General features: G+C 65.7%; 22 protein-coding genes. 13 read left to right on the plus strand and 9 right to left on the minus strand.

Features of this window, described 5'->3' with window-relative positions:
• A partial coding sequence (locus ACOOHB_RS00945) for a YbaK/EbsC family protein (RefSeq protein WP_420442957.1) occupies positions 1-494 on the plus strand: 494 nt, incomplete at its 5' end.
• Between the two features lie 27 nt (positions 495-521).
• Here the strand turns inward: ACOOHB_RS00945 and ACOOHB_RS00950 are convergent.
• Entirely contained in the window at positions 522-2,858 is a 2,337-nt protein-coding gene (locus tag ACOOHB_RS00950) for an MMPL family transporter (protein WP_420442958.1), read from the minus strand.
• Positions 2,859-3,070: 212 nt separating this feature from the next.
• On the opposite strand from ACOOHB_RS00950, the gene ACOOHB_RS00955 reads away from it, so the two are divergent.
• On the plus strand, positions 3,071-5,122 hold the full coding sequence (locus ACOOHB_RS00955; protein WP_420442959.1) for a 5'-nucleotidase C-terminal domain-containing protein: 2,052 nt from the start codon (positions 3,071-3,073) through the stop codon (positions 5,120-5,122).
• 34 nt (positions 5,123-5,156) lie between these two features.
• Here the strand turns inward: ACOOHB_RS00955 and ACOOHB_RS00960 are convergent, their stop codons facing one another.
• Complete coding sequence (locus tag ACOOHB_RS00960) at positions 5,157-6,794, minus strand: HD domain-containing protein (RefSeq protein WP_420442960.1); 1,638 nt, start codon at positions 6,792-6,794, stop codon at positions 5,157-5,159.
• Positions 6,795-6,867: 73 nt separating this feature from the next.
• Here ACOOHB_RS00960 and ACOOHB_RS00965 point away from each other — a divergent pair, with 73 nt between their 5' ends.
• On the plus strand, positions 6,868-7,278 hold the full coding sequence (locus ACOOHB_RS00965) for an acyl-CoA thioesterase (RefSeq protein ID WP_420442961.1): 411 nt from the start codon (positions 6,868-6,870) through the stop codon (positions 7,276-7,278).
• Positions 7,279-7,287: 9 nt separating this feature from the next.
• Here the strand turns inward: ACOOHB_RS00965 and ACOOHB_RS00970 are convergent, their stop codons facing one another.
• Positions 7,288-8,073: an SDR family NAD(P)-dependent oxidoreductase gene (locus tag ACOOHB_RS00970; protein WP_420442962.1), complete on the minus strand. Its 786-nt coding sequence runs from the start codon at positions 8,071-8,073 to the stop codon at positions 7,288-7,290.
• 123 nt (positions 8,074-8,196) lie between these two features.
• Between ACOOHB_RS00970 and ACOOHB_RS00975 the strand changes: the two genes are divergently transcribed.
• Positions 8,197-9,228 carry a zinc-dependent alcohol dehydrogenase gene (locus tag ACOOHB_RS00975; RefSeq protein WP_420442963.1) on the plus strand — a complete coding sequence of 344 codons (1,032 nt, stop codon included), beginning with the start codon at positions 8,197-8,199 and terminating at the stop codon, positions 9,226-9,228.
• A gap of 83 nt (positions 9,229-9,311) precedes the next feature.
• Here ACOOHB_RS00975 and ACOOHB_RS00980 read toward each other — a convergent pair whose 3' ends face one another.
• Both ACOOHB_RS00980 and ACOOHB_RS00985 read right to left on the minus strand, forming a co-directional pair.
• A complete protein-coding gene (locus tag ACOOHB_RS00980; protein ID WP_420442964.1) occupies positions 9,312-9,665 on the minus strand; it encodes a hypothetical protein in 354 nt (117 codons plus the stop codon).
• A gap of 10 nt (positions 9,666-9,675) precedes the next feature.
• On the minus strand, positions 9,676-9,918 hold the full coding sequence (locus ACOOHB_RS00985) for a hypothetical protein (RefSeq protein ID WP_420442965.1): 243 nt from the start codon (positions 9,916-9,918) through the stop codon (positions 9,676-9,678).
• Positions 9,919-10,151: 233 nt separating this feature from the next.
• Here ACOOHB_RS00985 and ACOOHB_RS00990 point away from each other — a divergent pair, with 233 nt between their 5' ends.
• The 4 genes from ACOOHB_RS00990 to ACOOHB_RS01005 all read left to right on the plus strand — a co-directional run bounded on the left by ACOOHB_RS00990 (position 10,152) and on the right by ACOOHB_RS01005 (position 14,359).
• Complete coding sequence (locus ACOOHB_RS00990; RefSeq protein ID WP_420442966.1) at positions 10,152-11,702, plus strand: acyl-CoA carboxylase subunit beta; 1,551 nt, start codon at positions 10,152-10,154, stop codon at positions 11,700-11,702.
• A gap of 90 nt (positions 11,703-11,792) precedes the next feature.
• Complete coding sequence (locus tag ACOOHB_RS00995) at positions 11,793-13,043, plus strand: acyl-CoA dehydrogenase family protein (protein WP_420442967.1); 1,251 nt, start codon at positions 11,793-11,795, stop codon at positions 13,041-13,043.
• 70 nt (positions 13,044-13,113) lie between these two features.
• Positions 13,114-13,884, plus strand: coding sequence for an SDR family oxidoreductase (locus ACOOHB_RS01000; RefSeq protein WP_420442968.1), 771 nt, complete (start codon positions 13,114-13,116; stop codon positions 13,882-13,884).
• A 40-nt stretch (positions 13,885-13,924) separates the two neighbouring features.
• Complete coding sequence (locus ACOOHB_RS01005; RefSeq protein ID WP_420442969.1) at positions 13,925-14,359, plus strand: hypothetical protein; 435 nt, start codon at positions 13,925-13,927, stop codon at positions 14,357-14,359.
• A gap of 3 nt (positions 14,360-14,362) precedes the next feature.
• Here ACOOHB_RS01005 and ACOOHB_RS01010 read toward each other — a convergent pair whose 3' ends face one another.
• Together ACOOHB_RS01010 and ACOOHB_RS01015 are read right to left on the minus strand one after the other, a co-directional pair.
• On the minus strand, positions 14,363-15,190 hold the full coding sequence (locus ACOOHB_RS01010) for an alpha/beta fold hydrolase (RefSeq protein WP_420442970.1): 828 nt from the start codon (positions 15,188-15,190) through the stop codon (positions 14,363-14,365).
• Positions 15,187-16,170 (minus strand): crotonase/enoyl-CoA hydratase family protein, encoded by a 984-nt coding sequence (locus ACOOHB_RS01015; protein ID WP_420442971.1) that lies wholly within the window; start codon positions 16,168-16,170, stop codon positions 15,187-15,189. Before ACOOHB_RS01015 ends, ACOOHB_RS01010 begins: the two co-directional genes overlap by 4 nt.
• A 238-nt stretch (positions 16,171-16,408) precedes the next feature.
• On the opposite strand from ACOOHB_RS01015, the gene ACOOHB_RS01020 reads away from it, so the two are divergent.
• Positions 16,409-17,593, plus strand: a complete 1,185-nt coding sequence (locus ACOOHB_RS01020) for an AAA family ATPase (RefSeq protein WP_420442972.1) — start codon at positions 16,409-16,411, stop codon at positions 17,591-17,593.
• Positions 17,590-18,210, plus strand: coding sequence for a DUF4276 family protein (locus ACOOHB_RS01025; RefSeq protein WP_420442973.1), 621 nt, complete (start codon positions 17,590-17,592; stop codon positions 18,208-18,210). The genes ACOOHB_RS01020 and ACOOHB_RS01025 overlap by 4 nt, the downstream gene beginning before the upstream one ends.
• Before the next feature lie 17 nt (positions 18,211-18,227).
• On the opposite strand, the gene ACOOHB_RS01030 is transcribed toward ACOOHB_RS01025, so the two are convergent.
• The gene (locus ACOOHB_RS01030) at positions 18,228-18,413 is read right to left on the minus strand and encodes a hypothetical protein (protein ID WP_420442974.1); all 186 of its coding nucleotides are present in this window, start codon (positions 18,411-18,413) and stop codon (positions 18,228-18,230) included.
• A gap of 125 nt (positions 18,414-18,538) precedes the next feature.
• Positions 18,539-19,015, minus strand: coding sequence for a molybdopterin-dependent oxidoreductase (locus tag ACOOHB_RS01035; RefSeq protein WP_420442975.1), 477 nt, complete (start codon positions 19,013-19,015; stop codon positions 18,539-18,541).
• A gap of 118 nt (positions 19,016-19,133) precedes the next feature.
• Between ACOOHB_RS01035 and ACOOHB_RS01040 the strand changes: the two genes are divergently transcribed.
• From ACOOHB_RS01040 to ACOOHB_RS01050, 3 genes are all read left to right on the plus strand, one after another.
• A complete protein-coding gene (locus tag ACOOHB_RS01040) occupies positions 19,134-19,571 on the plus strand; it encodes a nucleotidyltransferase domain-containing protein (RefSeq protein WP_420442976.1) in 438 nt (145 codons plus the stop codon).
• Complete coding sequence (locus ACOOHB_RS01045) at positions 19,568-19,903, plus strand: DUF86 domain-containing protein (protein WP_420442977.1); 336 nt, start codon at positions 19,568-19,570, stop codon at positions 19,901-19,903. The genes ACOOHB_RS01040 and ACOOHB_RS01045 overlap by 4 nt, the downstream gene beginning before the upstream one ends.
• A 147-nt stretch (positions 19,904-20,050) precedes the next feature.
• On the plus strand, positions 20,051-21,304 hold the full coding sequence (locus tag ACOOHB_RS01050; RefSeq protein ID WP_420442978.1) for an ATP-binding protein: 1,254 nt from the start codon (positions 20,051-20,053) through the stop codon (positions 21,302-21,304).
• The last annotated feature ends 176 nt before the right edge of the window (positions 21,305-21,480 follow it).

Here is a 21,480-nt window from a genome sequence, read left to right on the forward strand (position 1 = left end):
TGGCCAACAGCAATCAGACGAGCTCGGGGCGCGCGAGCGCTCGTGAGCGGTTCCTGGCCGGAGCACAAGAGGTGGGGATGGCACCGGAGATCCTGCGCTTTCCCGACGGCACGCGCACGGCCGCGCAGGCTGCAGCAGTGGGCTGCGAGCTGGGCCAGATCGTGAAGTCTCTGGTGTTCCTGTGCGACGGCGAGGCCGTGCTGGCGCTGACATCGGGTTCCAACCGTGTGGACACCGGGCGGCTGGGAGCCTTGCTCGGCGGCATGATCACGCGAGCCGACGCTGACGGGGTCCGGGAAGCCACGGGCTATGCGATCGGCGGCACACCCCCGTTCGGCCACGCTCGGCCGCTGCGGGCAGTGTTGGACCGAGCGCTTCTGGCCTACGACACGGTGTGGGCGGCAGCAGGAACGCCCGACACGGTGTTCGAGCTGACGCCCGATGAGCTGGTGCGGGCCAGCGGGGCCGAGGTGGCCGACTTCGCTACTGACTGAGCGGAGCGGGCGACTCGATGCGTCGGCTCAGTCAGCGCCCTCAGACGCCTCTAGACGGTCGACCCCGGGCAGCTCCCCTTCGATCCGAAGATTCGGGATGATGCGGTCGAGCCACGCTGGCAGCCACCAGTTGCGAGCGCCGAGCAGCTCCATGGTCGAAGGCACGATGAGCATCCGCACCAGCGTCGCGTCGATGGCGATCGCCGTGGCGAGCCCCATGCCGAACAGTTTGACCACCCGTTCATCCTCCAGCACGAAGCTGCCGAAGACCACCACCATGATCGCCGCGGCAGCGGTGATGACCCGCGCAGTGGCGGCCAGGCCGTCGGCGACGGAGTTGACGGGGTCGCCGGTGCGCTCGTACTCCTCTTTCATGCGTGAGAGCAGGAAGACCTCGTAGTCCATGGACAAACCGAACAGGACAGCGAACAGCATCATCGGGATGAACGGTTCGATGGGTGCGGGCTCGATGCCGAGCACGTTGCCGAACCAGCCCCACTGGAACACGGCCACCAGCACGCCGTAGGACGCGCCGATGGACAGCATGTTCATGATGACTGCTTTGAGCGGCACGACCACCGAGCGGAACACTGCCATCAGCAGCAGGAACGACGCCCCCAGCACCGCTGCGAAGAAGATCAGCATGCGCCCGGCCAGGTAGTCACTGAAGTCGATGCGAAACGCAACCGCGCCGCCGACCAGCGCGTCGACGCCGGTGCCGTCCATCGATGCGGGGATCACGCTGTCGCGCAACGTGTGAACGAGCGTCTCGGTAGCGACGTCCTGTGGGCCGGTGGACGGCTGAACTCGGATCAAAGCCGCCCCGCCGTCGGAGCTCGGGAGCGCTGGCGACGCGAACGTGATGCCGTCTGTCTGATTCAACGCCCCCGACAATCCGTTGAGCGCCCCGAGATCAGCAGGACCGGATACCTCGGCCACAATGAACAGGGGACCGTTCGCGCCTGGTCCGAAGCCCTCGGCAACCAATTCGTAGGCCTTGCGCGTCGTGGTTTCGGGCGGATAGTTGCCCTCGTCTGAGAAGCCGAGCCGCAGGCCCAGCGCTGGCGCCGCCAGCAGGAGCAGCACTGCGGTGCCGCCCAACGCGAACAGCCATGGGCGGCCTTGCACTACCCGGCTCAGCCGATACCAAGCGGTGTCCCTCAGCGCTTTCGGCTCGCGCCGGCGCAGGTTTCGTCGCAGCGGATTGCCAGTGCCTCCGAAGGCGCCCGCAACGAGCATGGCGACGGCGATGGCGACTGGAATCGCGGCGAGCAGGGGTCGGATGCCGAGACCGAAGCCCAGCAGCGCCAACGCGATCAGCGACGCGGCGACGATGCCGCGGACCTTGGTCGTCGCCATCCGTTCGCCGAACAGGCCCAGCATCGCGGGCAGCAGTGTCATCGAACCGGCCATCACGATCGTGACGGTGATCGCCGCGGACAGCCCCATGCCGGCGACGAAGGGCAGGCCGATGAGCAGCAGTCCCAGCAGCGAGACCACCACAGTCGCGCCGGCGAACACCACCGAACGGCCTGCGGAATCCAATGCGGCACCCACTGCGTCGAGCGGCTCGAAGCCGTGGTGGAGCCATTCACGGAAGCGGTTGAGGATGATCAGCGCGTAGTCGATGCCCACGCCGAGCCCGATCATGACCCCGAGCGTCGGCGCAATGTCGGGCACGGTCACCACGTTGCTGAGAATCGTGATGGTGAGTGCACCGATGCCGACCCCAATGAGCGCCGTCCCGACAGTCACCCCCATGGCGACGACTGAGCCGACCGCTGCGATCAGCACGAACACGGCGAACGCGAGCCCGATTGCTTCGGTCTCAGGAGGCTCTTGACCGGCGAGCCACGAACCGCCCATCTCCACCTCGACGCCCGGCATGTCGCGCAGACCGCTCTCATCGATCAACTCAATGATCTGCTCGCCGAGGGCGCCGGCATTGTTGACGTTGAACGAACGGCTCATCTGGATGTCGGCAAACGCGATCTGTCCGGCATTCGGGCCTTGCTGAGCGATCTGCTGCCGACCGCTGCGGTCGTAGGGCGAGCTGACGGTCACCTCGTCGATGGCTGCCACGGTGGCAAGCAACTCGGACATAGCCGAGCGAACCGCGGGATCGTGCACGCCGGAGGCGGCCTTGATCACGATTGTCCCGCCGATGTTGGACCCGACGCTGCCGAAGTGCGTTTCGAGCACATCAGCAGCGCGGTCGCTCTCAGAGTCGGGAGTGGCCAGTGCGGCGCCGTAGGACGCTCCCACGGCGCCGGCGATCAGGCCGGCTGCCATAGCGATGCCGAGCCAGGCTGCGAGGACACGCCAAGGGTTCCGGAAACACCATCGACCGAGAGCTGCATACATGTTCGACGTCCTTGCGCGAGAGTGAGCGCCCTTGCCGCGCAGCCTGACGACCGGAGACCGGGATGTGGTGCCCGGAGGGGATCAAGCGGCGACGCTACCGGTCCGTTTTGACGTCCCCTGCGCTGACGGTTTCCCGATATGTTGCCGATCGGTGGCATCGTCGTCACACCCCCGAGCGACACTGCGCGGCGGAGAATTTGAGGAGGCGGCACGTGGCCGTGACACAAACGACATCGGAACGCGCAGTGCAGCGACGGAAGACGAAGCGTCGGCGGATGGCCTTGATGGCTGCGGTGATGCTCGTGACGGTGCCGCTGACGGCGACACCGCTTGGAGCACAGACAGAAGGCGACGGCGACGGCGAGGCCGTTCCGACGCTCATCTCCGCGGGTCCGGTGACCGTGACGATCCTGCACAACAACGACGGCGAGTCCAAGCTGCTGCCCGACGTCGCGTCGGGATTTCCGGGTGTTGCCGCCTTCGTGGCCGAAATGCGGGAGCTACAGGCCGCTGCGGCCAGCGACGGACCGGTCGTGACGCTGACCTCCGGTGACAACTTCCTGGCCTCGCTGGAGCTGGGCGTGTCGCTCGACCGCGACGGACCGATGTACGACTCGGTGGCGCTGAGCGGTCTGTACGACGCAATGGCGCTCGGCAACCACGACTTCGACTTCGGGCCCGAGGTGACAGCCCGGTTCATCGAAGGCTTCGATCCGGCGATCCCGTTCCTGAGCGCCAACATCGACGTGTCGGACGAACCGGCGCTGGCAGCCCTGGCCGAGCGTGGCTTGGTGGCGCCCTCGACAGTGATCGAAAGTGACGGCGAGCGCATCGGCGTGATCGGCGCGGTGACGCCGTGGCTGCCGAATATCTCCAGTCCCCGCAAGGTCGTGGTCAGTGCCGTGCTGCCGGCCGTGCAGGCCGAGGCCGACCGGTTGGCGTCCGAGGGCGTCAACAAGATCGTTCTCGTCAGCCACTTGCAGGACGTGAACGAAGAGGTGGCGCTGGTTGCCGAGCTGACCGGCGTGGACGTGGTCATTGCAGGTGGCGGCGACGACCTGCTGGCGAATGCCGGCGACACGTGCCAGCCCGACGATGAGCCCGTGTCGCCGTACCCGATGTGGGTTGCCGACGCCGCTGGCACCCAGGTGCCCGTGGTGACTGCGCCTGGTGGCTATCGCTGCATCGGCAAGCTGTCGGTGACCTTCGACGCCGACGGCAATGTCACAGCGGCGACTGGCTCCTCGGTTGGGATTGCGCTGGACAGGGAGCCCGATGCGACCGTCCAGACCGAGGTGGTCGAACCGTTGACCGCCGAGGTGACGTTGGTCGACAGCACCCAGATCGGCACAAGCGAGGTGGAGCTTGAGGGCCGAAAGCCGGTGCTGCGCACCCAGTCGACGAACATCGGCAGCCTGATGGCCGACGCCCTGCGGGTGCGCGGCGCGCACCTTGCACCCGGCTTCAGTGTGGAGGCCCCGCAGGTCGCCGTCTCCAACGGCGGCGGTCTGCGCAACGACTCGGTCATCACCGCAGGCGTCGTGAGTGTCGGCACCACGTGGGACATCGCACCGTTCAACAACGTTTTGGTCACGGCGAGTGTTCCGAGGGCCACCTTGGCCGAGCTCCTCGAGCGGGCGCTGAGTGGTCTGCCCGGCGCGTCGGGCCAGTATCCGCAGGTCTCTGGCATGACGGTCGTCTATGACCCTGACGGCACTGCACAGGGCATCGACCGCGACGGCGACTGCGGGCCCATCGAGCCAACCGGCAGCCGCCTGCGTTCGGTGACGCTGGACGACGGCACGCAGATCGTCCGAGACGGCGAGGTCGTGCCCGGCGATCCGATTGGGCTGGCAACGGTTGACTTCCTGGCCGGCGGAGGCGATTGCTACCCGCTGGGCGACATCACTTTCACCCGCCTCGGCGTGACCTACCAGCAGGCCCTCGCGGACTACATCTCCGAGGATCTCAATGGTGTGATCAGCGCTGAGCGGTACCCCGTCGACGGCGGCAATCGCGTCTCGGCGATGGCGGCGCCCGAACCCGAAGCCATCTACATCTCCTACGTGGTGCAGCCAGGAGACACGTTGCGCGATCTGGCTTGGTGGTACCTCGGCGATCCCAGCCGGTGGCCGGAGATCTTTGAGCTGAATCGCGATCGCCCGCAGCCGTACGGTCGGATGCTGACGAACCCGGACCTGATCCACATCGGATGGACGCTGGTCGTGCCCGACACCTGGGACGGCGGAGGCTGTCCCTGCTGAGACCGTGCGGCAGGGCGAGTTCGGTGCGCTGGCTTCAGTGCCCGCTGGCGGGCCCGGCAGGTGCTGTCGCTTTGCTGGCGGCCAGACCATTCGTCGGATGAGTGGCCTTGCCCGTCTCGGCGACCTCGGGCTGGATCACCACCGTGCGTCCCGTGATCGATTCGAGCAATGCGCTGCGGGCCCGAGCGGTGAACAGCTCCACCGAGGTGTCCGCGCCTGGTGAGACCCGCGCGATCAGCCTGAGTTCAGCGTCTGGAGCGTCCGCCACCCGCACGCGCGTCACGACTTGACGGTTGGAACGGTCCAGGCCGATCGCCACCCGCAGCATCGCCGCCATCCACCGCACCTTGTTCTGGTCGGAAGAGCTCAAAGAGGCGAAGTCGGCGTGCTTGGACTTGGGCGCACTCTTGCGGTGATAACGGGCCACCTGGGCGATGATCTCGATCTCGCGCTCGGTGAAGCCGGTCAAGTGCTCGCTGTTGCGGATGATGTAGTAGCTGTGACGGTGGTGGGCGCTGTGGGAGATGAATATGCCCACGTTGTGCAGCAATGAGGCCGCCTCGAACAGCTCTCGATCCTCATCGTCGAGCCCATGCTGCGGTCCCAGGCCGTCGAACAACTCGAGTGCCAGATCGGTGATGTGTTCTGCGTGGCGCAGATCCTCGTGGTAGCTGTTCGCCACGTACATCACGCCCGAGCGCCGCAGATCCTCGAGGCGGTGGAATGGGTCCAGCTCCGGCGCAGCGGCCCGCCGCATCTGCTCGAACAGGATGCCTTCGCGCAAGGCGTAATCGGAGACCTCCATCCGCTTGATGCCGAGCACCATGAACGTCTGCTCCAAGAGCAGCGCACCGCCCACGATGATGTCGGCCCGGCGTTCTTCCAGCCCCTCGATGGCGAGCCGGCGGGCCGGCGTCGTGGCGGCGACGAGGTCCGCAGTCAGGGTTCGCAGCTCCTTCGCCGTGAACGACAAGCGCCCGGTACGGCTGTCGCGATCGCCGCGCCGGATAGCGCACATGCGTGCCAAGGCCGTGATCGTCCCGGACGAGCCGACCGCTGTCTCAAAGCCGAGCTCGGTGATGTCGGCTGGCAGGTGCCCGAGGAACGACTCGATGTAGATGCGGCACTCCTTCACCGACCGCTTACGGGTGAGGCCCTCAGGGAAGAATCGGTCGGTCAACCGGATCGAGCCCAGCTTCAGGCTGCGCAGCAGCAGCGCCTCGGCCCCGTCGCCGAGAATGAACTCGGTTGACCCGCCGCCGATGTCGATGATCAGGTGGCGCTTGTCGAGCAGCGGCACAGCCGCCAGCACGCCGAGGTGAATCAGCCGGGCCTCCTCGACTCCGGACACCACCTCGATGTCCAAGCCGGCCTCGGAGCGGGCTCGCTCGGTGAATTCGTTGCGGTTGCCGGCCTCGCGCACGGCGCTTGTGGCCACCGCGGTGACGCTTGTCGCGCCGGCGTGGACGGCGATCCGTTGCATCCGGGCGAGCGTGGAGATGCCACGGTCCATGGCATCGGGTTCGAGGCGCTTCATGTCCTCGGGGCCCGAGCCCAGCCGAACCGGCTCGCGCTCGCGCGTCAGGACTTCGAAATGGCCGTCGGCGTCAACGGATGCGACGACGAGATGGAACGAGTTCGTTCCCACGTCGATCGCTGCGATGACGCTCACGTGCCGCAACGCTAGAGGGATCGGTGAGCAACCCGGAAGATGGCGCCGGTTGTTGCGCCCTAGCGTTGCGCCGATGGCGACCCACGCGACCACGATCGTGCCGCGCTTCGGCGAATTGGACCCGTACAACCACGTCAACCATGCGGTCTATGTGTCGTACTTCGAGGCAGCCCGTTGCGTGGCGCTCGAATCGGCCGACCTCGCGTTGCCAGACCTGTCAGATCAGAACGTGCAAATCGTGGTGACCAACCTCGAGGTGCGTTTCCGGGAACCTGCAACGGCGCGAGACACCCTGCGTGTCGAAACCGAGCTGGCCGAACGCCGGCGCGCGAGCACGCGCTGGCAGCAGCGGATCATCCGCGAGGCCGATGACGCGGTGCTCGTGGAAGCCAACCTCGTCGCGGCGATCTGCGACAACGACGGCAAGCCTCGCCGTCCGCCCCCGGACCTGATGGGCAAGCTCGAAGCGCTGCTTCCTGGCTAGCCGCTGCGGTCAGACGACGGGGGATAGGCCCCCGTCGATGTTGATCGCGGTGCCGGTGACGTAGCTGGCGGCGTCGCTGGCGAGGAACAGGGCGAGGTTGGCGAACTCCTGGGCGTCGCCCATGCGGCCGGCGGGAATGCGGTTCCCCACCGCTGCTGTGAATTCTTCGAACGTCGTGCCGGCGTTCTCTCGCTCCCAGCGCGTGCGCCACTGGTGAGTAACGAGCAGGCCCGTGATGAGCGCATTCACCAGGACACCGTCGGGGGCGAACTCCGACGCGAGCGCCTTGGTCATTGCCAAGCCTGCTGCCCGGGTCGCTGCGGTCGGGCACGTGTGGGCGCTCGCAGCCTTCGCCCCGATATTCAGCGTGTTGATGATGCGACCCCAGCCTTGGCCGCGCATGTGCGGCAGGCAGAGACGGCATAGGCGTACGGCGGAGAACAGCTTCAGATCGAAGTCGTCCTGCCAGTCGTCATCATCGATCTCGAGAAATGGCTTCGCATTCGATGTGCCGGAATTGTTGACGAGGATGTCGATCGGCCCGCATGCGGCAACTGCCTCGGCGTGAGCCCGGGCGACCTCTGCGGCCTCGCGGACGTCAGCTGAGATCGCCGCGTGGGCCGCGTTGGGGTTCGCTGATTGCAGCGCCGCCAGCGTCTCGTCGAGCGCTGATCGCTCGCGGGCGACGACTGCCACCGAGGCCCCTGCAGCAGCGAACGTCTCGGCCATCGCACGCCCCAGACCTCGGCTGCCGCCGGTGATGAGCGCCGTGCGGGAATCAAGTCTCAATTCCATGCGCGCACGCTATGTCCGGGCGCTGCCTCGCGCTGTGTCCGGGTACCGCGCAGCGCCATTTCCAGGCGCTGCTGGGAGATGTGATCCGGCGCGACGAGGCAGGTCGTGCGCGACGATGTCCGCATGCGCACGGGACTGGTAACCGGCAAGGGGCAATTCGAGTTGCGCGAGGTCGACGAGCCGACGCCCGGGCCGGGCGACGCGCTGGTTGAGATCTCGCTCTGCGGGATCTGCGGGAGTGACGTGCACGCGTACGTCGAGGGCTGGCCTTACGCGCCGGGCATCTGCGGTCACGAGTGGGTCGGCAATGTTGTTGCCGTCGGGTCCGACGTCCGCGTTGTCGGCACGGGCGACCGCGTGACGGGCGGATTGGCGCCGGGCTGCGGTCGCTGTGCGGAATGCCGGGCCGATCTCGGCGCGTACTGCTCGACAGCGCGCTCGTACTACATGGGCGCGAATGCCCCGGTTTCGGGTGGCTTCGCGCCGTTCATGGCGGCGAGTGCCGATCGACTGGTGCGAGTACCCGACGAGCTCACCGACGACGACGCTGCTGTGATCGAACCCGTCTCGGTAGCGCTGCACGCCGTGCGGCGCAGCCGCATGCGCGCCGGCGATGTGGCGTGCGTCGTCGGCTGCGGTCCGATCGGCTTGCTGGTTGCTCAGTGCGCGCGGCTCGCGGGTGCGGGGACCGTGATCGCCGTGGAGCCCGATGCCGACCGGCGAGACCTGGCGCTCGATACCGGCGCCGATGTGGCAGTTGCACCCGGCGCAGAGATGCGCGAGGCGGTGAACGAGGCCACGGGCGGTCTGCGAGCCGACATCGCCTTCGACTGCGCCGGCATCCCACAGACCATCCAGCAATCGGTGGACATGGTGCGCAATGGCGGCTCGGTGTGCATCGTGGGCGTGACCGGCAGCGACGCCACGATTCGCCCCAACCGATGGCTGTTCAAGGAGATCTCGGTGGACACCTCGCTCGCGTTCACCCTTGACGAGATGCGCGCCGCTGCCGGCTTCATCGCCGACGGCCGCATCAGCGTCACCCCGCTGGTGCAGGGCACGGTCACCCTCGACGAGCTGCCGCAGACGATCGACGATCTCGCCACCAAGCGCAACCCCGCCGTCAAGCTGCTCGTCGACCCCACCGCCGGCTGATCCGCCGCCCGAACGGGTCGGCTGTCTTGGCTGGTCCCCCTAGCGCCACGGCGCGTTCTTTTTCGGCGAGCCCTGCCTGGGAGTCATCGCCAGCGCTCTCGCCGTGCTTGTGCCTTGAGCGATCCCCCGCCGGTGGATGCAGCCGGAGCGCAGGCCACCAGCGTGTCGTGCATCGTTGACAGTCGGCGTGCCTCAGCCTCAGGTATGTCAGCGCCTGAGCCGTACTTCCTGAGCACTTCGGCATAATTCGGGGCGCCGCCAGCCGCAAGCACGCGGTCAATCTCGGTGGCGGGAACTGCGACGTTGCGATCCGGATCGGGGCCGCCCACTATCTCGCCCCATTCGATCATGCAGTAAATGTCGAACAGATCAACCCCAAGCCGCTCCGCGGCAAGTCGCGCACGCACTGGCCGGTCCTCCGGGACGAGGTGTCGCATGGTCGGCGGCCTAGACATCGTGCTCTCCGTTCATTTCGAGAATGTCCGCGAGCTCGTTCCAGAGCTTACGCGTGATGATCACGATCGCAGCTTCTGCAACCTGCTCTTCATGCGCGCTTCGAGCTGCCGCCTTTGCGTTGTCGAGTGCGTCCAACACAGCGAGCACCTCGTCGCGATTCAGCTCGATGGCACCGGGTAGCCGAACGAAAGGCGCATCCGCAGACATCGCTGAGACAATAGATGGAAATAACATGAAAATTACTGTAATATTCGCTTCGACCTGTCCACATGGACACGAGAGCAGCAGCCCGACGGCAGCCAGACTCGGGGCATGAATCCTGCCAGAAGCAGCGCGCTCGCAAAGCGCCTCGGCCCTGCCCATACTCTCGGCAACGTGCGTACCCTCGGGATACTTGGATCCTGCAGTCACGTGTGAATAGCAGGGGCCCCATGACCCGAGGGGCGAAGGCAAGAAAAGGGGGCCGGATGAGCTGGGAGCCTGAGATCGCCGAGCTTCGGCGCCGGGAGACGTTCGCCGAGGCGCTCGGCGGACCCGACAAGGTCGAGCGGCAGCACTTCTTCGGCAAGATGACCGTGCGCGAGCGCATAGACGCCGTGGCCGACAAGGGCTCGTTTCACGAGATCGGCAAGACCGCCGGCGTCGCCACCTACGACGATCACGGCAACCTCGTCCACCTGACGCCGTCGAACTTCGTATTCGGCCTCGCCCGCATCGACGACCGCCCGGTCATCCTCTCGGGCGACGACTTCACAGTGCGGGGCGGCTCGTCGGACGCCACCATTCCGGAGAAGCGCAATGCAGCCGAGTCCATGGCCTACGAGATGCGGCTGCCCCACATCCGGCTGGTGGACGGCATGGGCGGCGGCGGATCGGTGAGGTCCATCGAGATGGCGGGCCGCACGTACATCCCCGAGCTGCGCGGCTGGGACACCATCGTGAACCACCTCTCAGTGGCGCCGTCGGTGTCGCTGGCACTGGGCTCGGTTGCGGGCATCGGCGCGGCCCGGGTGGCCACGGCGCACTACTCGGTGATCGTGCGCGACACCGCGCAGATGATGATCGCCGGACCGGCCTTGGTGGAGCAGGCGTCACTGGGCGACCACGGCAAAGAAGAACTGGGTCACGCCGACATTCACACTGCAAACGGCGCTATCGACGACGTGGTCGGCAGTGAAGCCGAGGCGTTCGAGCGCGCACGGCAATTCCTGTCGTACCTGCCCTCGAACGTCGACGAGCTACCTGAGCGCGTGCTCAGCGGCGATAGCCCGCAGCGCCGTGACTCAGAGCTGATCTCGATCGTGCCCCGCGAGCCGCGGCGGGTCTACAAGATGCGATCCATCGTCGAATCGGTGTTCGATCAGGACAGCTTCTTCGAGATCGGGAGCCGCTGGGGACGCTCGATCATCACTGGCCTTGCTCGCCTCGACGGCTGGCCGGTGGCGGTCTTTGCTGAGGATCCCTACGTGTACGGCGGCGGCTGGACTGCCGATGGATGCCGCAAGCTGATCCGCCTGCTCGACACTGCCTCCACGTTCCATCTACCGGTCGTGCACCTTGAGGATTGCCCAGGCTTTCTCATCGGCAAGGAGTCCGAGGAGAGCGGCACCATCCGGTTCGGATCGGCCGCGCTGGCGGCCCTCGGGCAGTTGACCGCTCCGTTCGCGTGCGTGGTGATCCGCAAGGCCTTCGGTGTCGCGGGTGCCGCCAACAACAAACCCGGCGCGCGCAGCTTCCGCTTCGCCTGGCCGTCGGGCGACTGGGGCTCGCTGCCGATCGAGGGTGGCATCGAAGTCGCCTACAAGCAGGACCTCGCCGACAGCGACACGCCCGACGAGCTCCTGGAAGACATACGCGAGCGGTTGAACCTGGTGCGCTCACCGCATCGTTCGGCGGAGTTCTTCGAGGTCGAGGAGATCATCGACCCTCGCGACACCCGACCGCTGCTGTGCGAATGGGCAGACCTGGCTCGCCGCTCCCTGCGGCCCGGGCCGAGTTCGTTCGGCTACCGGCCGTAGCCGAACCATTGGGCACGGCGGTTATAGGCCCTGAGCCAACGCGACGAGCCGCGTGGCAGACTCAGCGGCGAGCAATAGGGGAGCGCGACCATGGATCCCACATACACCGAAGAGGCTGAGGACTATCGGGAGAAGATCCAGGCGTTCCTGGCCGAGCACTTGCCTCCCAACTGGGGCGGCATGGGCGATCTCTCCGAGGAGGCCCGGGAGAAGTTCGTCGAGGAGTGGCGTGCGCTATTGGCCGAGAACCAGTTGCTGGCTGTGTCGTGGCCGATCGAATACGGCGGTGCCGGGCTGAGCGAGGTGGAGCGTGTCGTGCTCGCCGAGGAGTTCTTGACCGCAGGCGTGCCGACGGGCGGCGACAACGACGGCTTCAGCATCACAATGGTGGGCAACGCCATCATCGAGTGCGGCACCGAAGAGCAGAAGCGCCACTTCCTGCCCAAGATCATCTCTGGCGAGCATCGTTGGTGTCAGGGCTACAGCGAGCCCGACAGCGGCTCCGATCTCGCCAACCTGGGCACCCGCGCGGTGCTCGACGGCGACGAGTGGGTCATCAACGGCCAGAAGATCTGGACCTCCAGCGGCCACACGGCCAACTGGATCTTCGTACTGTGCCGGACGAACCCCACCGAGGCCAAGCACCGTGGCATCTCGTTCCTGCTGGTCCCGGTGGATCAGCCCAGTGTCGAGATGCGCCCGATCATCAACATCAACAACCGTCACGACTTCAACGAGGTGTTCTTCACCGACGCAAAGACGGCGAAGGAGAACGTGGTCGGCGACGTGAACGACGGCTGGCGGGTCGCAAACGTGCTCCTCGGCTTCGAACGCGGTCACGGGGCCACCACCGATGCGCTGCGGTTCCGTAACGAGTTGGACCGAGTCACCGCCGTTGCCGTCGAACGGGGCGCCACCGACAATCCGCTGGTGCGTCAGAAGCTCGCCCAAGCGCACGCCAAGGTCGAGATCATGAAGTGGATGGGCCAGCGCAACATCACCAACGTGCTGGCGGGCAAGGCCCCCGGGCCGGAGTCGTCGCTGCACAAGCTGCTGTGGAGCGAATACCACCACTGGCTTACGGAGTTCTCGCTGGAGATTCTGGGAATGGAAGCCACTGCCCCGAGCGGCCATCCGGCGGTGAACGGCATCAACACCGACGCGGTCGGCGCAGAGTTCTCCTCGCTCTCATGGGTGCAGACCTTCATGGGCGCGAGGCCCGGCACCATCTACGCGGGCACGTCCGAGGTTCAGCGCAACATCGTGGGCGACCGAGTGCTCGGATTGCCGCGAGAGCCGCGAGCCGACGGCGGTCCGTGGAACGAGATCGGCAAGAAGTAACCGGGTCAGAACTCGAAACCCAAGAGCGAGGCGCGTACGCGCCAGGGTGCATGACTGAAAGGGACCAGACATGGAACTGCGACTGGATGGCAAGACTGCGCTGGTGACTGGCGGCTCGGCCGGCATCGGCAAGGGCATCGCGAAGGCATTCGCCGACGCTGGCGCGAACGTGATGATCACGAGCCGCAAGGCCGACAAGTGCGAGGCCGCTGTTGCCGACATCGGCGGCGAGTGCGACTACATCGCCTCGCACATCGGCCATCTCGACCAGGCCGAACGTGTGATGGGTGAGACCATCGAGCGCTACGGCTCGCTCGACATCCTGGTCAACAATGCTGCGACAAACCCCTGGGCCGGGCCGATGGTCGACTGCGACGTGCCGCGCCTGGACAAGACCTATGAGGTGAACCTGCGCGCCCCGTTGCAGTGGACCCAGACGGCGTGGCAGATGTGGATGTCCGAACACGGCGGCTCGGTCATAAATATCGCCTCGGTTGGCGGGCACCACACTTCCCAGGCGCTGGGCGTCTACTGCATGTTCAAGGACGCCCTCATGCACATGACTCGGCAGCTGGCTGCCGAGATCGGCCCCAAGGTCCGGGTGAACTGCATCGCTCCGGGATTGATCCGGACGGATTTTGCGCGGGTGCTCTGGGATGGGCCGCGCGGGAAGATGATCGCCGACCAGCTTCCGATGAGGCGTCTCGGTGAGCCCTCCGATATCGGTGAGGCGGCACTGTTCTTGTCCGCCGGCGCGGATTGGATCACCGGTCACGTCATGGACATCGACGGCGGCGAGTGCGTCAAGATCGCCGGCGAGCTTCCACTCGAAGAGGGATAGTGACGGTCCCGACGCTCGCACGAGCGACGGCATCATCGAGGTGAAGCAGCCCGCGGACAAGGTGCCATTGCGTCCGAACGGCGCGCGATTTCCCCTGCTGATACTGGCGGTGTGGACCGTGGCGATCTGGTTGACCCGCATCGTCAACGTTGCCCAGGCGGGCGACCTCGGCTTCTGGGGCACGCTGTGGAGCGTGCTCGTTGCCCTCGTGTTTGTCGACCTCGGGCTCGCGACGCTCGTCTGGGCTGTCTCGGGCAAGTTCGGCCCGAGGTGGTTCGTCATGCTGGCAATGCTGTCGGTGATCTATTGGCCGATACGCACAGCGCAGCTCTGGGCCGACAGCACGCAGACCACAGGCTTCAAGCTGGTGCACACAGCGCTGATGCTCGTCACTATTACGGCCGTGGCGCTCGCGGTCTGGGCGGTTCGCCGCGCTCGCCGGCTCCCGCCCGACGCTGCTCCTTCCTCAGCCTGAGCTTCAAGAAGTCTCAGCGAACGCAGGAAGCGTCGCGAGCCACGCTGCGACAGCGCGGGGGTCCTCCACCATGGCGTTGTGGCCGAGGCCGCTGAACACATGTGGAGCGGCAGCACCAGCCGCGTGCGGGTTCGTCGCAGCATCGGCCAGATCGTCGTGATGATCGGGCGCTACTAGCGGATCGAACTCACCCAGCGCCATCGCCAGCGGGCACTTCGCGGCGGGCAGCAAGCCCGTCATGTCGGGGGGGCCAACGCCGACGGTGGCGGGATCCTGGGTGGTCCTCCAGGGCGAAACGGTGCCCGCTGCTCGGGAGGCCGGATCGGCGACCACGCCAGCATCGATCGTTGCTGCGAGACGCGGGTCATCGGGTGCGAACACGCCAAAGAGCCCCGACAGCTTCATGAACCACTCGACGGCGCCGTCCCGGTCTTCGAACATGCGGGGCGGCCGCGCCGCCAAGCCGTCGATGCGAGACAGTTCTTCGTCGGACCAGCGCAGCTTCACGCCGACTGTCGCCACTTGTGTCGGCGGCGGTCCGAACCAGCCCGAGGCGAGCGCGAACCCGACTGCTCCGCCCATGGAGTGACCCACGACGGCGTACGGACGCCCGCCGTAGTCACGTTGCAGCACCTCGGCCACGTCAGCTGCCATCGCCCCGAACGAGTAGTGGCCGCTCCACGGTGCGGCGCCATGCCCTCGGAAGTCGGGTGCAAGAACAGCGGTGCCGCCAGCACCCAACAGCTCGGCCACGCCGTCCCACACATGGCAATTGGCGCCCAATCCATGCAGCAGCACCAACGTCACGCTGTCGCCCGACTGCCCGCTCATCGTGGCCGCTCGCCGTAGTCGCCGTGAGGCGCATCCCGCTCGGCGATGACCTGTCGGAAACCCTTCGTCTCGAAGTCCTCCACCCAGCGGTACGCCTCCTCGGTATGCCGAGTGACACCGTCAAAGAACGTGCCGAGCAGTTGGCTGGTGCGCAGGCCCATGTTCTCGAACGCCTGGTTGATGAGCAGCTTGTTGAGCGCAAGCTGATTCGCCGGGATATGCGCGAGCTTGCGTGCAAATGCCTCGACACGGTCGCCGAGCTCTTCAGGCGGGTAGACGTAGGCGACGAGCCCGATGCGGTGCGCCGTCTCAGCGTCGATGGCGTCGCCCGACAGCAAGAACTGCTTGGCGTGCTCGAGGCCTAGCCGATACACCCACATCATCGTGGTGGGCGTGCCGTAGATGCGTGAGGGGGCATAGCCGATGTGCGCATCTGAGGCCATGAACAGCAGGTCACAGCACAGGATCATGTCGGTGGCCCCGCCGATTGCCCAGCCGTGGATCTGCCCGAGCACCGGCTTGGGGCATTCCCAGATCTTCATGAACCGCTTCACGTTGTGGCCCATGAACTGCCAGTCCCGCACCGGGTCCCAGGCACCCTCGCGAGGCTTCGGACCAGGAGCGCTGTAAGGACTGCCCCACGTGTCGTAGAACTCCCCTGAACTCGATTCTCCAGTGCTCGCTGCCACATTGCCGTGGCTGCCGCCACGGGTGCTGCCACCGCCCGGGTTGAGGTCATAGCCGGCCGTCAGCGTGGGGCCGTTGCCCCGGAGCACGATCGAGCGGACGTTTCTCGACGCCGTCGCCCGATCGATCCCGTCCGCCACCCCCGCAATGACGCCCTCGGTCAGCGTGTTCATGCGCTCGGGCCGGTTCAGGGTGATGAAAGCAACAGCGTCGGCCTCGGTGTACAGCACCACCGGCTCCGCGTCGGAGCCCTCTGCGTCACCGCTGCCGGCCGTTGGGGTGTCCGCGTCCATGTCGCGGACGCTAGCTGCGCATGATGGGCTCACTCACATTTGCCTCTGACTCGGCTTCCTCCAGATTCCCAAGAAGATGACCTCCAATTCCTCAACAGGTGACTCATCGAGTCCTCAGGAGGCTCGATTTGAACCTTTGGCGCTCGTGGGCGGCACCATAGGATCGAACCGAATTCGGCCATCCCCGACCACGGGCCGATGCTGCGTTCAGCGTCCACTACGAGAGATTGAGCCACTGATGGACAACAAATCTCCGAACGAGGGTCATGAGCCGCCGCAATCGGACGTGTCTTCAGGCTCGGTGACGTTGGACTCCGTAGCAATTCGTGGATTCCGCTCGCTGGCCGACGTGGAGTTGGGCGGACTGGGCGGCGTAACGGTTCTCATCGGCGCGAATGGTTCGGGCAAGTCGAACTTCGTTCGCTTCTTTGAGATGTTGGGCTGGATGCTGCGGTCTCGTCGTCTCGAGCAGTTCGTCAACCAGTACGGCGGTGCCGACGATCAGTTGTTCATGGGGAACAAGGTGACACCGCGGATGGAGGCCGATATTCGCCTCAAGACGCAGAGCGGACTCAACGAGTACTCGATCTCACTTTCCTACGGTGCTCCCGATCGCTTCATCTTCAGCGATGAGCGCTGGCGATTCAGCGATCCCGACAAAGGGCTGGGGTTGGCTCCATGGAACTCGGCGGGAAGCGGTCACACCGAAGCGAGGATCGATGACGCCGCCAAGGGTCACATTTCGGATGTCAATCCGACGACGGCGCGCGTGGTCTGCAACCTGCTGAGGGACTGCCACACCTTTCAGTTTCATGACACGTCCCTAGGTGCCGCCATGAAGCGACCATGGGACATGAGCGACAACCGCTTGCTGCGCTCTGACGGCGGCAACTTGGCCGCTGTGCTTCTCCGACTCCGGGACGAATACCCGGATCACTACGAATGGGTCCAAGGCAACATCCGACGCATCCTGCCCAATTTTGATCAGTTCCTCATCGAGGAACGGCACGGAAAGGCGATCCTGCGGTGGCGCGCAACGGATTGGGACAAGACGTTCGGCGCCCATCTGACATCGGATGGGTCACTCAGATTCTTCGCGCTGGTCACGCTTCTCAACCTTCCGTCCGACATGCTGCCCAAGGTGATCGTCCTCGATGAGCCGGAACTTGGCTTGCACCCTGCGGCTGTATCCCTGATCGGGTCGATGATCGAATCGGTGTCCGATCAGTGCCAAGTCATCGTGGCTACTCAGTCGCCCCATCTCGTCGACGCCTTCGACCTCAGCGAGATTGTGGTGATGGAGCTGGAGAACTCCAAGACCGCGGTGCGCCGGTTGGACCGCAACGACTACCTGCGATGGCTTGAAGAGAACTACACGACGGGAGAACTCTGGCAGATGAATCTGCTCGGCGGCCGCCCATGAGGCGGGTGGCAGTCGCCGTCGAAGGCGAAACCGAGGAAGAGTTCGTCAAGCAACTGTTGTCGCCGCATCTCAGCGAGCATGGTGTCTTGGTTGATCCAGTCAAGCCTGGGCGCCGTGGCGGCGACATCCACGTCGACCGGCTGGCGCCGCACATGGCAAGGCTGTCTTGGAGCTACGACGCGGTCACATCGCTGGTGGATTTCTACGGCTTCCGTCTCCGCCAGCCAGGCGAAACGGTGCAGGACCTTGAGGCACGAATTGAGATGGCAATCGGGACGCATCCCCGGAAAGAACCTCGCCTCGTTCCCCAGTTCGCCTACGTGCAGCAGTACGAGTTCGAAGCGCTGCTCTTCGCGGATCCGAACTCATTCAGCGTCCTGCCGAATTTGCCGAGGTCGGTGCTCACGATGCTCAGCGATATTGCGGGCGGATTTCCGACACCGGAAGACATCAACGACAGCCCGACAACTGCTCCGAGCAAGAGAATCGAGCAGTGCGTCGCCGACTACAAGAAGCGATTCCACGGGCCCGCGATCGCGTTGAAGATTGGTCTGCCACGCATCCGCGCGGCATGCCCCCGCTTCGACGACTGGGTTTCCCGGCTCGAAGCCCTGTGAGGGAGCGTTGGCCAGCATCACGATTCGCTCTGATCGATCCCGTCCGCCACCCCCGCGATGACGCCCTCGGTCAGCGTGTTCATGCGCTCGGGCCGGTTCAGGGTGATGAAAGCAACAGTGTCGGCCTCGGTGTACAGAACCACCGGCTCCGGGCCGGATCCCTCCGCGTCACCGCTGCCGGCCGTTGGGGTGTCCGCGTCCATGTCGCGGACGCTAGCTGCGCATGGCGCGCACACTCACTGCACAACCAACCCAACCGGCGCAGTTCGCGCCTCGTGCTCGGAGGCGTCTCGGTGGCCCAGGCGGTGCGGTGGCCAGCGATGGCCGGTTATTCCAGCGGGAATGGGAGTTGGAGCCACCAAGGGCGGTCGACGGGGTCGATGCGGGTCACCCACTTGACCCACCAGAAGCCCCGCCGTCCGGGTGCCGCCAGTCGCACCGGGGCGCCGTGGCCGCGGCGCAGCGGCTTACCGCTGTAGCCGATGGCTAGGTACAGGTTGGCGACGTCGCGAGCGGGGAACAGGCGGCTGTAGCCGGTCAGCGATGTGACTTCCAGCGTGGGCGCGTCCACCGACCCCAGCAGCTCGGCCAGCGGCACCGCGTCCCACGACTGGCGGCTCCACCACCCGCCGGTGCAGTCGAGGTCGGCCGCTTTGGGGCGTCCTGGTCGGCTGACGATATGCCACACCAACAGGGGGGCCAGCAGTGCGGCCAGCAGAACATGGGTCCACAGCGCCGACCAGTAGCCCACCCCGTGCCACAGCCCGGTGGCGTGGAGGACGCCGAGCAGTGAGCCAATTGCCAAGTCTCATCTCATGTCGATCTAGGTCAGCCACTGTATGGGCGATGGCCCTTCCGAACGGTTGTCAGCATCAGTTGAATCAACTGATGTAAGTGATGCTGCCTACTGGTAACGTCAGCGCATGAGGCGCGTCACGGTGACCATTCCTGACAATCTTGAGGCCGAACTGGATCGGTTCATCGCCCAGCAGCCGGCGCTCCCGTCGGTGACTGCCGTGCTGCAAGCGAGCTTGGAGCAGTTTCTCGCCCAAGGCGGTGGACCTGGCCGCTCGACCCAGCTTGACCGAGTGTTGCGAAGCCGCCGGCACATCTCCGCGACCGCCCGAAAGTACGGAATCAGCGACATACGCATCTTCGGCTCGGTCGCTCGTGGCGAAGCGCGCCCCGACAGCGACATCGACATCCTCGTCTCAACGGGTCGCGGGACCGGGCTGTTCGATCTGGCTCGGCTGAGGATGGAGCTGGAGCAACTCCTTGAGGCTCCGGTGCATCTTGCGACCGACGGCGGCATGACCGATGCGCAGCGTGAAGCGGTCCTCGCTGAGGCCATCACACTGTGACCGACGCGGACCGGCATCGGTGGCAGCACATTCTGGAAGCGGCCGAGGCAGTTGCGCTCTATGCAGCAGTCGGCCACGATGAATTCAGACGCGATGCGATTCGCCAAGACGCGTGCGCCTACCGGCTGCTCGTCATCGGGGAGGCTGCCACGCGGCTCGCCTCAAGTCTCGGTTCAGCGTCCGATCTTGACGAACTCCGAGCAGCGGCCGACATGCGGAACTTGCTGATCCATGAGTACTGGAAGACCGATATCGACGTGCTCTGGCAAGCGGTCACCGAGGACATCCCGCGATTCGCCGCGAAGATCCGGCGCATCGTTGACGAGGCCTGACCAGTGACTCACTGATGTGGCGCCTTCGGACCTTGCGGCTTCGACATCGTGAATCCCTGGTTCAGACCCCTCCAAATCCCCAGCAATCACCCCTCCAAATCCCTGGCAAAACAGCCTCCAAATCCCCAGTTCGAGTAGGCTGGAGACATGACGCAGCGTGTCGATCGACGGATTGCGCAGATCGTGAGGGATCGGCTCGCCGAGGAACCGGTGGTGGCGCTGCAGGGGCCGCGCACGGTGGGCAAGTCGACTCTCCTGGCCGAAGCCGCGGGCCGCCACGGGGTGCGCGTGATCGATCTCGATCAGCCTGCGATGCGTGACGCAGTGTCCGCCGATCCGGCGACGTTCGTGGCAGGCCCGTCGCCGGTGTGCATCGACGAGTTCCACAAGGCGCCGGTCGTGCTCGATGCCATAAAGGCCGAACTGAATCGTCAGCTTTCGGCTGGACGCTTCGTCATCACTGGTTCCACACGATTCGACGCGCTGCCGCTGGCTGCCCAAGCGCTGACTGGCCGCATCCATATCGTCGATGTGCTGCCGTTCTCGCAGGGCGAGATGGCCGGATTCACCGAGGTCTTCTTGGAGACTGCGATGAGCGAGCCCGCGTCGCTCGTCTCGTCTCATCGTTCGCCGACGACTCGTTTCGACTACATAGCAAGAACCTGCATGGGCGGTCTTCCCCTCGCAGTGGCCCGCAGTGACGAGGCGCGCCGTCGCTGGTTCGACGACTACGTACGTGTGTCGCTGGTTCGCGATGTCACCGAGCTGGCCAAGGTCCGCCAAGGAGCTCTACTGCCCGCTCTGCTGCGACGCCTCGCAGGGCAGACGGCTCAAGTGCTGAATATGGCGAGTGCCGGCCGCGCAGTGGGGCTTCCTGCTGCGACGGCGGAGATGTACACGAAACTGCTTGAGGACCTGTTCCTCGTTCGCCGCCTGGAAGCCTGGGGTCGCACTCTGCGGGCGCGCGCCGCTGCCTCGCCGAAGGTGCATGTGCTTGACAGCGGCTTGGCGGCCCGGCTCATGGGTGTCACGCCGGAACGACTGGGCCGCCCCGATCCAGCTGCAATCACGGAGTTCGGCCATCTGTTCGAGACATTCGTGGTAGGCGAATTGCTCAAGCAGGCCTCGTGGGCCAGCGGGATCGCCTCGGTCGGTCATTGGCGCACCCACGACGGCCAAGAAGTCGACCTCGTCATCGAGCACAGCGACGGCGCGGTAACGGCGTTCGAGGTGAAGGCCGCAGCCCGTGTCGACCACCGCGATGCCCGAGGCTTGCGCGCACTACGCGACATTCTCGGCGAAGCGTTCAATGCGGGCTTCGTGCTGAACACCGGCGAGGTGACATACCGGCTCGACGACCGGATCATCGTCGCGCCCGCCGATCGCCTCTGGAGTGCTTGATCGCGTCGGTGTGCCAAGCAGAGAGGCGGCGGCGGGCATGGTCGACCTCGACAAATTGCATCCGTGGCGCCAAGGCGGCACCTATGCCGCTGATAGGCCCGAGTCGAGTATCGACGAGGATTACCTGCGGCGCCACGTGTCAGCTGCGTTGAGCATCGCCCGGTTCGCTGCCGAGC

Source organism: Candidatus Poriferisodalis sp. (assembly GCF_965215815.1).
Classification (GTDB): domain Bacteria; phylum Actinomycetota; class Acidimicrobiia; order Acidimicrobiales; family Poriferisodalaceae; genus Poriferisodalis.